The following is a 14,099-nucleotide window of genomic DNA, read 5'->3' as shown; positions in this document are numbered from 1 at the left end:
ACGTCGGCGGGGGGCGAGGGAGGGGAGCACATGGCGAGTCCGTCCGGGCGCGCGGATGCGGTGCGCAACAGGCAGAAGATCGTGACCGCGGCCAGGGAGAGTTTTGCGGCCCACGGCCTGGAGGTGTCCCTCGATGCCATCGCCAAACGCGCCGGAGTCGGTGCGGGCACCCTGTACCGGCACTTTCCCGACCGGCACGCCTTGATGGCCGAAGTGCTCGCCGGCGAGCTCGGCGACCTCGCCGAGTCCTACGCCGCGCTCCAGCGGGCCGAGCTGAGCGCCGATGAGCGGCTGGAGCGCTGGTCGGAGGCGTTGCTGCGCTACATGACCAGCTACGAGGGGTTGCCCCAGCCGCTGCGGGCAGCGCTGGATCGGGAGAGTTCGCCGCTGTCCCTGCGCTGTGACGTGGTGATCGGGTGGACCGACGCCCTCGTCGAAGCCGCCAAGGCGCAGGGCGTGGTCAAGGATTTCGTCACTGGGCGCGACTTCTATCGGGCCGTACTCGGCGCGGCCTGGGTCGCTGCCGCCTCCGGCCCGGTGGGTACCGCCTCGGTCGAGTCGATACGACGGATCAACCGCGAGGGCTGGCGGGTTGGTGCGGCGCAGTAGGCCGCCGCCGAACTCGTCGAAAGGATCAGCATCATGACCACGCTCGTCAGCGGAGCCGGCGGCAACCTCGGCCGCATGATCATCGCCCACCTGTTGGACCGCGGCGTTCCCGCGGCCGACATCGTCGCCGGGGCGCACTCGCCCCGCAAGGCCTCCGATCTGGCGCAGCGTGGCGTCCGGGTCGTCCGTTTCGACTACGACGACCTGGCGACGCTGCGCGAGGGGCTGCAGGGCATCGACCGTTTCGTCCTGGTGTCGGTCTCGATGCCCTTTACCCCGGTCGACCAGCACGACCTGGTGATCCAGGCGGCGGCGGAGGCCGACCTGGCCGCCCTGGCCTACACCAGCGTGTACCGGGCCGACACCACCGCGCTGCCCCTGGCCCCCATCCACCTGGCCGCCGAGCGCGCCATCACCGACTCCGGGGTGCGCAGCGTCATCCTGCGCAACAACTCGTATTTGGAACTGCTCAGCGGCAGCGTCATCCAGGGCGCCCAGACCGGCGTCATCGCAGCGGCGGCCGGCGACGGGCGGGTCGCCGGGGCCACCAGGACGGACTACGCCGAGGCCGCCGCGGTGGCGATCCTCGACGACAACCGGCTCGGGCAGACCCTCGAGCTGTCCGGTGACACGGCGTACTCCCATGACGATCTCGCCGCCGTCGCGCAGCGCCTGTCGGGGCGTCCGGTCCGCTACGAGCGGGTGATGGCCGAGCAGCGGACCTCCTCGTTGCGCGCCGCCGGGCTGGATCCCCGCATGGTCGAGGTGCTCATCGCGATCGATACGGCCACCGCCCGCGGAGACCTGGATGCCTCCGACCGCACCCTGTCGGACATGATCGGGCACCCCACTGTCGGTCTTGACGAGATGCTGGGCGCGCGCCGGTAGGCGCGGCGAGCGTGGTCCAGGATGGGCGCGCGTGAGCTTGCAAGAACGGAGTAGGTCTCCATATTCTGCCTAAACGGATGACGTCTCCACTTGTTGCTCGGTCGTTGACCTCGACCGGCCCGAGCGTCTCCAACCCCGCCACCGAGAGGACAGCCCATGCCCGTCTCCGTTCCCCTGTCCCTGCTGGACCTCGCGCGCACGCAGCCCGGAGACCGTGGTCCCGCCGACGCGATCGCTCGCTCGGTGGAGCAGGCCCAATTGGCGGACACGCTCGGGTATCACCGCGTCTGGTTCGCCGAGCACCACAACACGCGCACGATCATCTCCTCGGCCACGGCGCTGATGATCCAGCATGTCGCCGCGCAGACGTCGCGCATCCGCGTCGGTGCCGGCGGGATCATGCTGCCCAACCATTCACCGCTGGTCGTGGCCGAGAACTTCGGCATGCTCGAGACGCTGTTCCCGGGCCGCATCGACCTGGGCCTGGGGCGCGCTCCGGGTACCGATATGCCCACGGTGCGCGCGCTGCGGCTCGACGGTCGGGAGGCCGAGCGCTTCCCGACCGACGTCGTGGAGCTGCACGGACTCCTCAGCGACACTTCGCCGATCCCGGGCGTCGAGGCGTACCCGGGGGCGGGCACGAACGTGCCTCTGTACATCCTGGGGTCGTCGATGTTCGGCGCCCGGTTGGCCGCGCAGCTGGGACTGCCGTACGCGTTCGCCTCCCACTTCGCCCCGGCGATGCTGCGGGAGGCCACCTACGCCTACCGCGACCAGTTCGACCCCTCCGGTCCGTTGGCGGGGACGGACGCGGCGCCGCACCTCATGGTCGCGGCCAACGTCATCGCCGCCGACGATCACGACACCGCCGTCGAGCAGCGACGCCTGGCCGAGGACGAATGGCTGCAGGGCTTCCTCGGCCGGCAGCGACGGCTGGGTGCCGACGAGCTCGCCGCGGTCCGCAGCCACCCGCAGGCGCAGCAGATCCTCGGGATGCTCGACCGCACCGTCGCCGGCTCCGGGCCGGAGGTGATCGCCGGGCTGGAGGACCTGATCGCCGAGGTCGGTGCCGACGAACTCATCCTCGTCAACCTCGCCCCCGACGCCGCGCAGCGCCGCCGCACCCTCGAACTGCTCGCCCCGTAGCGAGCGTGGATTTGGACGCGCGACGCGGATTGGTTAAGGTGGAATCACCGACGCGGGGTGGAGCAGCTCGGTAGCTCGCCGGGCTCATAACCCGGAGGTCGCAGGTTCAAATCCTGCCCCCGCTACAAAGTCCGGCCCCTGACCTGCGAAAAACGCAAGGTCAGGGGCCGGAGTCATGTCTTGCCCGCTGTCCAGCAGCGTCGCGACATCTGGACCCAGCCCCGAGTGGACTGACCGCGGCCGGCCCCGGCGAGCCCGCCACCGAAGCATTGCGCCCCGACCTCTGGAGCTTCTGACTCCTGTCCGTGCGATGTATTGCGTTTGCTTCGAATATTGCGAATAATGGTTGGCTCCTGAGAGGAGCCATGATGACCAGCCTGGCGCTCGCCCCTATCCAGCCCGACGAGTCCGACATCAACACCGCCGCCGAGGCGCTGCCGCACGTCAAGGACTACCTCGCCACCCACACCGACAGCGTCATCCGGCTCGTGGTCGCTGACGACCCCGAAGGGACGCTCATCGTTCCCCGCGGCGCTGTCGAACTGCTGACGCGCGTGCTCGCGCACATGGCCGCCGGGCACGGCGTGTCGGTCGTGCCCGCCCACGCCGAACTCACCACGCAACAGGCAGCCGAGCTCCTCAAGGTGAGCCGGCCCTTCCTGATCGGCCTGCTCGATCAGGGTGACATCGAGTACCGCAAGGTCGGCAAGCACCGCCGGATCAGGGCCCAGTCGCTGATGGCCTATCTGGCCTGCGACGACCAGGAGCGCCGCCAGGCCGCCGATGAGCTCACCCGACTCAACCAAGACATGGGCCTGCTCTGAGGTGGCCTTCGTCGTCCTCTACGACGCCAAAGTGCTCTACCCGAGCACGCTCCGAGACCTGCTGATCCGCATCGCCCAAGCCGGACTCGTCCAAGCGAAGTGGACCGACCAGATCCTTGACGAAGTCTTCCGCAACATCGGTGAGAATCGGCCCGACCTCGACCCGCACAAGCTCGCCCGCACCCGCGACCTAATGAACAAAGCTGTTCGCGACTGCCTGGTCACCGGCTACCAGCCGCTCATCGACGCCCTCGAATTGCCCGACCTCGACGACCGGCACGTGCTCGCCGCTGCGATCAAGGTCCGAGCCCAGGTCATCGTCACCAACAACCTCAAAGACTTCCCAGCCGCCGCTCTCGAGCCGTGGGACATGGAGGCCAAGTCGCCCGACGATTTCGTCCTCGATCAGATCGCCCGCAGCAGTGCAGCGGTGTACGGCGCCGTCCAGCGGATCGCAGACTCGCGTAGGAGTCCGCCAGCAACGTTCGTCGACGTGCTCGCCATGCTCGAACGCGACGGCCTCGTCGAGTCGTCAGCTGCGCTCCGCCCCTGAGGCGGGCGCCCGCGCGTGACGCGCGGTGGCAAGCGAATCGTCTCGGCGCCCCACCCCGATGGGCGTTCGCGTGCCGTGGCGTTTACATTCGCCACATGCCCTCGCGCGCTCCCGTGGCGTGCGCGTGCACGTCCCGTTCCCGGCCCAGGAGTTGATCTTGTCCAAGACCTCGCGCCACCACGTCGTCGTCATCGGATCCGGTTTCGGCGGGCTGTTCGCGACCAAGGCCTTCGCCGGCGACCGCGACGTCGCCGTCTCCCTCATCGCCAAGACCGGTCACCACCTCTTCCAGCCGCTGCTGTACCAGGTGGCCACCGGCATCCTGTCCGAGGGCGAGATCGCCCCGCCGACCCGCGAGATCCTGCGCCGCCAGCGCAACGCTCGCGTGCTGCAGGGCCTGGTCGCCGACATCGACCTCGAGAACAAGACGGTGACCGCGCGCTTCCACGACAAGCAGTACGTCGTCTCCTACGACTCCCTCATCGTCGCCGCCGGCGCCGGTCAGTCCTACTTCGGCAACGACCAGTTCGCCACCTTCGCCCCCGGCATGAAGTCGATCGACGACGCCCTCGAGCTGCGTTCGCGCATCTTTGGCGCGTTCGAGCTGGCCGAGCTCGAGGAGGACCTCGAGAACCGCCGTCGGCTGCTGACCTTCGTCGTCGTCGGAGCCGGTCCCACCGGCGTCGAGATGGCCGGCCAGATCCGCGAGCTGGCCAACACGACCCTGTCGAACGAGTTCCGGCGCATCGACTCCCGCGACGCCCGGGTCATCCTCCTCGACGCCGCCCCGGTCGTGCTCGGCGCGTTCGGTGACCGGCTCGGCGGCAAGGCCAAGAGGGAGCTCGAGCGGATGGGCGTCGAGGTGCGACTCGACGCCATGGTCACCGACGTCGACGACACCGGCCTGGTCGTCAAGCTCAAGGACGGCACCACCCAGCGCATCGAGTCGGCGTGCAAGGTGTGGGCCGCCGGGGTGCAGGCCAACGAGCTGGGCGCCGTCATCGCGAACGCGACCGGCGCCGAACTCGACCGCGCCGGCCGCGTCAAGGTACAGCCGGACCTCACGGTGCCCGGCCACCCCGACGTGTTCGTCGTCGGCGACCTCGCCTTCGTCGACGGCGTGCCCGGCATGGCGCAGGGCGCCATCCAGGGCGGCGAGCACGCGGCCGCGACGATCATGGCGCGAGTGCGCGGCGAGGAGACGCCCGGCGCGTTCCGGTACCAGGACAAGGGCAGCATGGCCACGATCAGCAAGTTCAAGGCCATCGCGAGCGTCGGTCGGCTGCGTCTGACCGGATTCCCGGCCTGGGTGCTGTGGCTCGTCGTGCACCTCGTGGCCATGGTCGGCTTCAAGGCCCGCCTGACGACGCTGCTGCGGTGGTTCATCACGTTCGTCGGCAACGGCCGCAGTGAGCGCGTGACCACCAACCAGCAGCTCATCGGGCGCTTGGCCCTCAAGGAACTCGGGCAGGGCATCACCGGCCCGCTGCTGCGCGGAGCCCACATCGAGCCGGACAGCGTCACGCCGCGCAAGTACGACTGAGCACGCGCCCGGGGCGCCAGGCGCGCGCCCCGCGGCCCGTTGCCGTGTCGCCCGCATCACGAGGTTGTGCGTCTCCTAACCTGGGGTGATGCCCCTTGCCTACGACATCGCCGAGCACACCCTCGGCAACGGACTGCGGGTCGTCGTCAACGAGGACCACAGCGTGCCCGTCGTCGCCGTCAACCTGTGGGTGGGGGTGGGTTCGCGCCACGAGCACGCCGGCCGCACCGGCTTCGCGCACCTCTTCGAGCACCTCATGTTCCAGGGGTCGGCCAACGTCGCCTCAGGGGAGCACTTCGCGGTGCTCATGGGGCACGGCGCCCGGCTCAACGCGACGACGTGGTTCGACCGCACGAACTACTTCGAGACGCTTCCGGCGGGCGCGTACGAGCTGGCCCTGTGGATGGAGGCCGACCGGCACGCCAACCTCCTGGCCGCGGTGACCCAGGAGAACCTCGACAACCAGCGCGACGTCGTCAAGGAGGAGAAGCGCCAGCGCTACGACAACGTGCCGTACGGCCAGGCGCTGACCCGCATGTACGAGGCGGTGTTTCCGCCGGGCCACCCGTACCGGCATCCGACGATCGGCTCGATGGCCGACCTCGACGCCGCCACCCTGGACGATGTGCACGAGTTCTTCGCCACGTGGTACCGGCCGAGCAACACGGTGCTCACGCTCACCGGAGACCTCACGCCCCGCGAAGGGTTCGCCGCGGCGCAGAAGTACTTCGGGCACATCGCCGACGCGCCGGTGCCGCAGCCGCCGCTCAGCGCGCCGCTCGAGCCGCTGACCGAGCCCGTGCGGGTCGACGTCGTCGACGAGGTGCCGGTGCCCCGGCTCTACCTCGGCTTCCGGCTCCCCGTCGACGACACCCCGGACTTCTTCGCGGCGTCCGCGGCGATGGACGCGCTCGCCGGTCTGACGATCGCCCGCATGGAGCGTCGTCTCGTGCGTGAGCTCGAGTTGTGCACCGACGTCTCGGCCGCGTCCATGGGGCTGGCCGACAACGTCTCGCTCGGCTTCTTCGTCGCCGAGGCCGCGCCCGGCGTCGAGCTGGACCGCATCGAAGACGAACTGTGCACCCAACTCGAGGAGTTCGCCGCGCAGGGCCCGCGCACCGCGGAGATGGAAGCGGTCGTCGCGCAGAACGAGCGGGCCTGGCTCAGCTCGTTGGCGGCGCTCGACGAGCGCGCCGACCACATCAGTCGCTCGACGCTGCTGTTCGACGACCCGCGCGCGATCAACACGCTGCTGGACCGCACGGCAGCGGTCAGCGCCGATCAGGTGGGGGAGGCCGCCGCGCGCTGGCTGCTGCCGCAGTCGCGCGCGACGGTCAGTTACACACCGGGCGCACCCGCCTCCGACGAGTCCGAGGCCGCCCTCGGGATGGGCGCCGACGCGGCGACCGGGGGTGCGCGATGAGCCGGTCCAAGCCCGCGAAGCGGCCGGCGGTGCGCTCGGCGCGCGCCTGGTCGTTCCCGGAGCCCGTTCGCGGTGAGCTCGACAACGGCCTGACGACCTTGGCCTACCACCTGCCCGGTCAGCACGTCGTCTCTGTGCGGCTCGCGGTGCCGCTGCCGCTGACGCGCGAGCCGCACCGCATCGAGGGCGTCGGCACGCTCATGGCCCGCACCCTCGATGAGGGCACCACCCGCTGGTCGGCCGAGCAGATGGCCGAGCTGCTCGAACGCCGTGGCGTCGCGCTCGGGGCCGGAGTCGGTGAGCGGGGCTTCGTCGTCGAGCTCGACGTCGCGCGGCGCCGGCTGCCGGACGCCCTCGACCTGCTGCGACAGGCCCTCTCGGAGCCGGCCTTCGGCGAGGCGGAGGTGCGCCGCAACGTGCGGGCCCGCCTCTCGGACATCGAACAGGAGCTGGCCTCGCCCGGTCAGCGGGCCGCGATCGAGTTCATCCGCCGGTACTACCCGGCGACCTCGCGGCTGTCGCGCCCGACGGGCGGTACCGCGGCGTCGGTCTCCGACATCACCTCGGCCGACCTCGCCGACTACCACCGGGCCACGCTCGGGCCGGTCGGCGGCACCGTCGTCGTCGCCGGTGACCTCTCGGAGGTCGACGTCGAGCGCGAACTCGAAACCGGGCTGGGCGCCTGGCAGGACCCGCCGCAGCGCCACGCGCCGGAGACGGTGGCCACCGTCGGGCGCGACACCGCCTCCGGGGGCATCGTGCTCGTCGACCGGCCCGGCGCCGTGCAGAGCGAGCTGTACCTGGGCTGCCCCGGCCCGGGCCGCGACGTCGACGGCGGCTGGGCCCCGTATCCGGTGCTGTCCTTCCTCATCGGCGGGGCCCCGCAGGCGCGGCTCGACGCCCGGCTGCGTGAGGAGAAGGGGTACACGTACGGCATGCGCTGCGGCTTCCGGCCGCGCGTGGGCGCCGGGCTGTTCGTCACGAGCGGGGCGGTGCGGGCCGACGCGACCGCGCCGGCTCTCGGTGACACCCTCGACATCCTGCGCGCCGCCCGCGACGGGTTCTCCGACGAGGAGACCCGCTCGGGTGTCGACTTTCTCTGCGAGACCGCCCCGGGCCGGTACGCCACGGCCGACGCCGTCGCCGACGAGGCCATCTCGCGGGCGCTCGAGGGGCTCGACACGCAGCACACGACGCAGACGCTGCGGCAGATGCGCGAGCTGACCCCCAAGCGGCTGCGCCGGGCCTACCGGGCGTACGTCGCCGACGACGACGCCCAGTGGACGATCGTCGTCGTCGGAGACGGTGAGCGGATCGGACCGGGCCTGGCCGGCCTGGCGGCCGATCGCGGCCTGGGACCGGTGCGGGTGCTCGAACGCTGAGTCGGGCCGGCGGCCCGCTCGTCGCCCAGGTCGTCGCTTCGGTCGTCGCTCAGGTCGCGGTCTTCGAGTCCGCCACCTCGGCGGACGCTGCGGACTCGGCGGGCGCGTTGAGCAGGTCGAGCACGCTGCCGTGCAGCCGCCCGTTCGTCGCGAGCGCGTTGCGGCCCCAGGGGCCGGGGGTGCCGTCGAGGGAGGTGAACGAGCCGCCGGCCTCGGTGACGATCGGCACGAGCGCGGCCATGTCGTAGACCTCGAGTTCGGGCTCGCAGGCGATGTCGACGCCGCCGTCGGCGAGCAGCATGTACGACCAGAAGTCGCCGTACGCGCGGGTGCGCCAGCAGCGCCGCGTCAGCGTGAGGAACTGGTCGAAGCGGTCGGCGGTGCGCCAGCCCTCGAGGCTGGAGTACGACAGGGAGGCGTCGTCGAGGGCGCCGACGCTGGAGACCTGCAGGCGGGTGGCGCTGCTCAGGCTCCGGCCGGTCCAGGCGCCGGTGCCCGCGGCGGCCCACCAGCGGCGTCCCAACGCAGGGGCGGCGACGAGTCCGATCGCCGGCTCGTTGTTGTCGTACATCGCGATGAGCGTGGCCCACACCGGCACCCCGCGCACGTAGTTCTTCGTGCCGTCGATGGGGTCGATGATCCACTTGCGCGACCCGCCTCCGGTCTCGCCGCCCTCCTCGCCGAGCACGGCGTCGCGGGAACGGGCCCGCTTGAGCTGGGAGCGGATGAGCTCTTCGGCGTCGGTGTCGGCGTCGGTGACGGGGGTGAGGTCAGGCTTGGCGTCGACCCGCAGATCGGAGGCGCGGAAGCGGGCCATCGTGATGCGTTCCACCGAGTCCGCCAGGACGTGGGCCAGCCGCAGGTCGTCGTTGTAGTCGGGCACGCCCCTAACCTATCCTCCGCAACCGCCCCGCACGGGGAGGCGCCCGTCGCCGGGCGCCGCGCCGAAGGCCCTGCGCGGCAACGCCGGCCGCGTTTTCAGTCGCCGCGCGCTTAGGGCTCCATGTCTTCCCGGGCCAACGGAGCGTCCTTCTTGGCCGCTTTACCCGACTTGCCCGACTTCTTCGCCTTGCCCGGCTTACCGTCCTTCTCGGCCGCCGCGGTCACCTCCGCCGCGTGATTCGGCACCTCGTACTGGAGCGACCGGTCGGTGCGCTTGTAGCCGGTCGACGGCGGCCGGTGCGGCAGCTTCAGCTCGGGCTGCTCGACGTGCTGGTAGGGGATCGAGTTCAGCAGGTGCGCGATCATGTTGATCCGCGCCGCGCGCTTGTCGTTGCTCTCGACCACGTTCCAGCGGGCCTCGGTGATGTCGGTGTGCACGAACATCTCGTCCTTGGCGCGGCTGTAGTCCTCCCAGCGGGTCAGCGACTCCAGGTCGGTCGGGGACAGCTTCCACCGGCGCATCGGGTCGGTCAGGCGGGACTTGAAGCGGCGCTCCTGCTCGTCGTCGCTGACCGAGAACCAGTACTTGCGCAGGATGATCCCGTCTTCGATGAGCATCCGCTCGAAGATCGGGCACTGCCGCAGGAACCGGCGGTGCTCCTGGGTGGTGCAGTAGCCCATGACCCGCTCGACGCCGGCCCGGTTGTACCAGGAACGGTCGAACAGACGGATCTCGCCGGCCGCCGGCAGGTGCTCCACGTAGCGCTGGAAGTACCACTGGGTCGTCTGCCGCTCGGTCGGAGCCGGCAGCGCGACGATGCGCGCGATGCGGGGGTTGAGGAACTCCGTCGCCCGCTTGATCGCGCCGCCCTTACCGGCGGCGTCGCGGCCTTCGAAGATGATGACGACGCGCTTGCCCTCGGTCTTGACCCACTCCTGCAGTTCGACCAGTTCCTGCTGCAGGCGCAGCAGCTCGGTCTCGTAGAGCGTCTTGTTCATGCGCTTGGGCTTGTCGGCCATCGGAACCTCTTCGCGTCGTCGGCGGTATGGCGAAACCTTATGGTCGCATCGCGGCGCCGTCATCTCCGGGCCGAAGGTCCACCCAGTCTCAGTCGCGCGACTCGCCGGCGCGCGCCCGCAGCAGCCGCCGCAGGGAGGCGAGCCGAACCGCTCCCGCCGGCCCCGCGCCGCCGGAGGCCACGAAATCGTCGAGCCCGCATTCCGGCTCGTCGTGGCTGCAGCCGCGCGGGCAGCCCCGGGTGCCCGGTTCGAGGTCGGCGAAGTGGGTGATGATCTCGCCCGGATCGACGTGCGCGAGACCGAACGAGCGCACCCCGGGGGTGTCGACGATCCAGCCGTCGTCGTCGGGCAGCCGCAGCGCGATCGCCGAGGTCGAGGTGTGCCGCCCGCGACCGGTGACGTCGTTGACGTGGCCGGTGGCCCGGTCGGCCCCCGGCACCAGCGCGTTGACCAGCGTCGATTTACCGACTCCGGAGTGCCCGACGAAAACCGTGACGAGGCCGCGCAGGTGCTCCTCGAGGTCGCTGAGCCCGTGCAGCCCCGAGCCATCGCCCGCACCGTCGTCGAGGTCGGTGCGGCCCGTGACCACGACCCGGATGTCGGGCAGGTCGGCGTAGGCGGCCAAGAACTCCTGCGGGTCGCCGAGGTCGGACTTCGTCAGCACCAACAGCGGCACGAGCCCGGCGTCGTACGCCGCGACGAGGCAGCGGTCGATCATCCCGACCCGCGGCTCCGGGTCGGCGAGGGCCGTGACGATCGCCAGCTGGTCGGCGTTGGCGACGATGACCCGCTCGACGGGGTCGACGTCGTCGGCGGTGCGCCGCAGCACCGAGCGGCGCGGTTCGATCCGCACGATGCGGGCCAGGGCGTCGGGGCCACCGGAGACATCGCCGACGACCGCGACCGCGTCACCGACAACGACGCCCTTGCGGCCCAGTTCGCGGGCCTTCATCGCCGTGACCGTGCGGCCCTGCACGAGCAGCGTGAAGCGCCCGCGGTCGACGGCGACGACCCGGCCGGGCGTCGCGTCGGCGTGCGCCGGCCGGGTCTTCGTGCGCGGACGGCTGCCCCGCCGGTTGGGGCGGATCCGCACATCCGACTCGTCGTAGTCGCGGGCGCGACGGCTCACCTGGTGCCGACCGCCGTCGAGCCGGTGCGCTCACCGGCCACCGAGCCGGCTCCGGCCAGCATCGCCGACCACAGGGCGGTGAAGTCGGGCAGCGTCTTGGCGGTGGTGGCGACGTCGTCGACGAGCACGCCGGGCACCGCGAGGGCCAGCACCGCGGCGGCCATCGCCATGCGGTGGTCGGCGTACGTCGCGAGCCGGCCCGCGCGCAGCGGCCGCGGGCGGATGTGCAGGCCGTCGTCGTGCACCTCGACGTGACCGTCGAGGCGCTCGATCTCGGTGGCCAGCGCCGCGAGCCGGTCGGTCTCGTGCCCGCGCAGGTGCGCGATGCCGCGCAGCCAGCTGGGGGAGTCGGCCAGGGCCGCGAGCGCGGCGACGACGGGCGTGAGCTCCCCGGCGTCGTGCAGGTCGATGTCGATGCCGGTGATCGCCTCCGGCCCGCGCACCGTGAGCCCGTCGCGGCCGAGGGAAACGTCGCCGCCCATCGCGTCGAGGATGTCGCGCAGCGCGTCACCCGCCTGCGTCGTGTACTGCGGCCAGTCCGGCACGTGCACCCGCCCGCCGGTGACCATCGCCGCGGCCAGGAACGGCGCCGCGTTCGACAGGTCGGGCTCCACCTGCACGTCGAGGGCGTGGATCGGCGACGGGGCCACCCGCCACCGGTTCGGCTCGTCGTCTTCGACGTCGACGCCCGCGTCGCGCAGCACCTCGACGGTCATCGCGATGTGCGGTTCGCTCGGCACCGGTTTGCCGTCGTGCACGACCTCGACGCCCTCGTCGAACCGGGCCCCGGCCAGCAGCAGCGCGGAGATGAACTGGGAGCTCTCCGAGGCGTCGAGGCTGATCACCCCGCCGCGCACGGAGCCGGTGCCGAGCACGGTGAACGGCAGGGCGCCGCGGTCGTCGTCGCGCACGTCGACCCCGAGGGCGCGCAGCGCCTCGATGCCGGTGCGCATGGGCCGGGTGCGGGCGCCGGCGTCACCGTCGAAGGAGACGGGCCCGTCGGCGAGCGCGGCGACCGGCGGCAGGAAGCGCATGACGGTGCCGGCGAGCCCGCAGTCGAGGTGCCCGCCGCCGCGGAGCGGGCCGGGCTCGACGAGCCAGTCGTCCTCGCCGTCGTCGCCGGGGATGTCGTCGATGACCGTGCCCAGCGACCGCAGCGCCTGCGCCATGAGCAGCGTGTCGCGCGACCGCAGCGGGCGCCGGATCCGGGAGGTCTCGCCCGCCAGGGCCGCGAGCACGAGAAAGCGGTTGGTCAGCGATTTGCTGCCCGGCAGCCGCACGGTGGCGTCGACGGGACCGGTGGCGTGCGGGGCCGGCCACGGGTCGGCCGCGGCCGGTGCGCTCGCGGAGGTGCTGCTCGTATGGTCGGAGCGGTCGGAGTCGGCGGCGCGCTCGTTCATGCGAGGCCCCCGCGTCTGCCGAAGTGGTGCGGGTACATCGGGGTCAAGCTCTCCTCGTCGGTGGGCGTGGGCGCTCGGAAGACGCCCGGTCGGCGGGCCCCCGAGACCCCTGGGAGTCCTACGGTAGTGCGTCGCGCCGACAGATACCCTTGGGCCGCATGTGCGGGCGGTATGCGGCGAGCGCCGGCAACGACGACCTCATCGAGCAGCTCGACGTCGACACCGACGTCACGGGCGAGCGGGTACGCAGCGTGCTCAAGCGACCGCAGGAGCCGCCGGCGGGGCGCCCCGACTACAACATCGCCCCGAGCAAGAACGCCCGGGTCGTGCTCGCGCGCGCCCCCAAGGACGACCCCGCCGCGCCACCGCAGCGCCAGTTGCGGCTGCTGACGTGGGGTTTGGTGCCGTCCTGGGCGAAGGACCCGGCGATCGGCGCGCGGCTGGCCAACGCCCGCGCCGAGACGGTGACCACCAAGCCGGCGTTTCGCTCGGCGGTGCGCTCGCGGCGCGTGCTCGTGCCCGCCGACGGCTGGTACGAGTGGCAGGTCAGCCCGACCGCCACCGACGCCAAGGGCAAGCCGCGCAAGCAGCCGTTCTTCATGCACCGGGACGACGCGGTGCCGGTGACCTTCGCCGGCCTCTTCGAGTTCTGGCGCGATCCCGCGGCGCAGGCCGACGACCCGCTGGCGTGGCTGACGACGTTCACCATCATCACGACGGCCGCGGAGCCGGGCCTGTCCCGCATCCACGACCGCCAGCCTCTCGTGCTCGACCCCGACCAGTGGTCGGCGTGGCTCGACCCGCAGACGCCGCCGGACGCCGTCGAGGAGCTGCTCGGCACGCACCGACCCGGGCGGTTCGGCGCCTACCCGGTGGGCCGCGCGGTCGGCAACAGCCGCGTCAACGGCCCGCACCTGCTCGACCCGGTCGGCGCGGACGAGCTCGTCGGCGTCGTCGACCCGAGTACCGGCGAGGTCATCGGGTGAGCGCCGCCCGCCGGCCCAGCGTGCGCACGATCCCGACGCCGGTCGGGCCGGCCCGCGCCACGCTGCACCGACCACCGTTCGGAACGGCCGCGCGGGGCAGCCTCGTGCTCGGCCACGGCGCCGGGGGCTCCGGGCCCAGCCGCGACCTCGCGGCGCTGACGGCCCTGACGCAGGACGGCTGGGTCGTCGTGCTCGTCGACCAGCCGTGGCGGGTGGCCGGGCGCCGGGTCGCCACACCGCCTCCGCAGCTCGACGTGGCCTGGGCCGCCTGCTGGCGCGCGCTCGTCGGGCGGCCCGCCGCCGAGCGCGGCGAA

The 14,099-nt window shown here is 71.9% G+C and carries 13 protein-coding genes, 1 tRNA gene and 1 pseudogene; 11 read left to right on the top strand and 4 right to left on the bottom strand.

The window, feature by feature from the left end; all coding sequences use genetic code 11:
* Window positions 1-30 precede the first annotated feature (30 nt).
* The 9 genes from PINTE_RS06540 to PINTE_RS06500 all read left to right on the top strand — a co-directional run bounded on the left by PINTE_RS06540 (window position 31) and on the right by PINTE_RS06500 (window position 8,368).
* Complete coding sequence (locus PINTE_RS06540; RefSeq protein WP_068427685.1) at window positions 31-609, top strand: TetR/AcrR family transcriptional regulator; 579 nt, start codon at window positions 31-33, stop codon at window positions 607-609.
* A gap of 33 nt (window positions 610-642) precedes the next feature.
* A complete protein-coding gene (locus PINTE_RS06535) occupies window positions 643-1,497 on the top strand; it encodes an NmrA family NAD(P)-binding protein (protein ID WP_068427683.1) in 855 nt (284 codons plus the stop codon).
* A gap of 156 nt (window positions 1,498-1,653) precedes the next feature.
* Window positions 1,654-2,643 carry an LLM class flavin-dependent oxidoreductase gene (locus PINTE_RS06530; protein WP_068427680.1) on the top strand — a complete coding sequence of 330 codons (990 nt, stop codon included), beginning with the start codon at window positions 1,654-1,656 and terminating at the stop codon, window positions 2,641-2,643.
* A gap of 51 nt (window positions 2,644-2,694) precedes the next feature.
* A tRNA-Met gene (locus PINTE_RS06525) sits at window positions 2,695-2,768 on the top strand.
* A gap of 243 nt (window positions 2,769-3,011) precedes the next feature.
* Window positions 3,012-3,467 (top strand): helix-turn-helix domain-containing protein, encoded by a 456-nt coding sequence (locus PINTE_RS06520; RefSeq protein WP_068427678.1) that lies wholly within the window; start codon window positions 3,012-3,014, stop codon window positions 3,465-3,467.
* Between the two features lies 1 nt (window position 3,468).
* The gene (locus PINTE_RS06515; RefSeq protein WP_068427676.1) at window positions 3,469-4,020 is read left to right on the top strand and encodes a PIN domain-containing protein; all 552 of its coding nucleotides are present in this window, start codon (window positions 3,469-3,471) and stop codon (window positions 4,018-4,020) included.
* Between the two features lie 154 nt (window positions 4,021-4,174).
* The gene (locus PINTE_RS06510; protein WP_068427725.1) at window positions 4,175-5,563 is read left to right on the top strand and encodes an NAD(P)/FAD-dependent oxidoreductase; all 1,389 of its coding nucleotides are present in this window, start codon (window positions 4,175-4,177) and stop codon (window positions 5,561-5,563) included.
* Window positions 5,564-5,651: 88 nt separating this feature from the next.
* A complete protein-coding gene (locus PINTE_RS06505; protein ID WP_068427674.1) occupies window positions 5,652-6,986 on the top strand; it encodes a M16 family metallopeptidase in 1,335 nt (444 codons plus the stop codon).
* Window positions 6,983-8,368, top strand: coding sequence for a M16 family metallopeptidase (locus PINTE_RS06500; protein ID WP_068427673.1), 1,386 nt, complete (start codon window positions 6,983-6,985; stop codon window positions 8,366-8,368). Before PINTE_RS06505 ends, PINTE_RS06500 begins: the two co-directional genes overlap by 4 nt.
* Before the next feature lie 49 nt (window positions 8,369-8,417).
* Here the strand turns inward: PINTE_RS06500 and hisN are convergent, their stop codons facing one another.
* The 4 genes from hisN to aroA form a co-directional block, all read right to left on the bottom strand.
* A complete protein-coding gene (hisN, locus tag PINTE_RS06495) occupies window positions 8,418-9,251 on the bottom strand; it encodes a histidinol-phosphatase (protein WP_068427671.1) in 834 nt (277 codons plus the stop codon).
* A 110-nt stretch (window positions 9,252-9,361) separates the two neighbouring features.
* Complete coding sequence (gene ppk2 / locus PINTE_RS06490; protein ID WP_068427669.1) at window positions 9,362-10,270, bottom strand: polyphosphate kinase 2; 909 nt, start codon at window positions 10,268-10,270, stop codon at window positions 9,362-9,364.
* 88 nt (window positions 10,271-10,358) lie between these two features.
* Window positions 10,359-11,399 carry a ribosome small subunit-dependent GTPase A gene (rsgA, locus tag PINTE_RS06485; RefSeq protein WP_068427667.1) on the bottom strand — a complete coding sequence of 347 codons (1,041 nt, stop codon included), beginning with the start codon at window positions 11,397-11,399 and terminating at the stop codon, window positions 10,359-10,361.
* A complete protein-coding gene (gene aroA / locus PINTE_RS06480) occupies window positions 11,396-12,799 on the bottom strand; it encodes a 3-phosphoshikimate 1-carboxyvinyltransferase (RefSeq protein ID WP_084343318.1) in 1,404 nt (467 codons plus the stop codon). Before aroA ends, rsgA begins: the two co-directional genes overlap by 4 nt.
* A 158-nt stretch (window positions 12,800-12,957) precedes the next feature.
* Here aroA and PINTE_RS06475 point away from each other — a divergent pair, with 158 nt between their 5' ends.
* Together PINTE_RS06475 and PINTE_RS06470 are read left to right on the top strand one after the other, a co-directional pair.
* On the top strand, window positions 12,958-13,785 hold the full coding sequence (locus tag PINTE_RS06475; protein ID WP_068427665.1) for an SOS response-associated peptidase: 828 nt from the start codon (window positions 12,958-12,960) through the stop codon (window positions 13,783-13,785).
* Window positions 13,782-14,099: pseudogene (locus tag PINTE_RS06470) on the top strand (hypothetical protein); the annotation flags it as partial. The gene PINTE_RS06475 and the pseudogene PINTE_RS06470, both read left to right, overlap by 4 nt.

Origin of the sequence: Piscicoccus intestinalis NBRC 104926, assembly GCF_001515525.1 — a bacterium.
Classification (GTDB): Bacteria; Actinomycetota; Actinomycetes; order Actinomycetales; family Dermatophilaceae; genus Kineosphaera; species Kineosphaera intestinalis.
The sequence above is the reverse complement of the archived record's forward strand: the minus strand, read 5'-3'. Positions and strand labels throughout refer to the sequence as shown.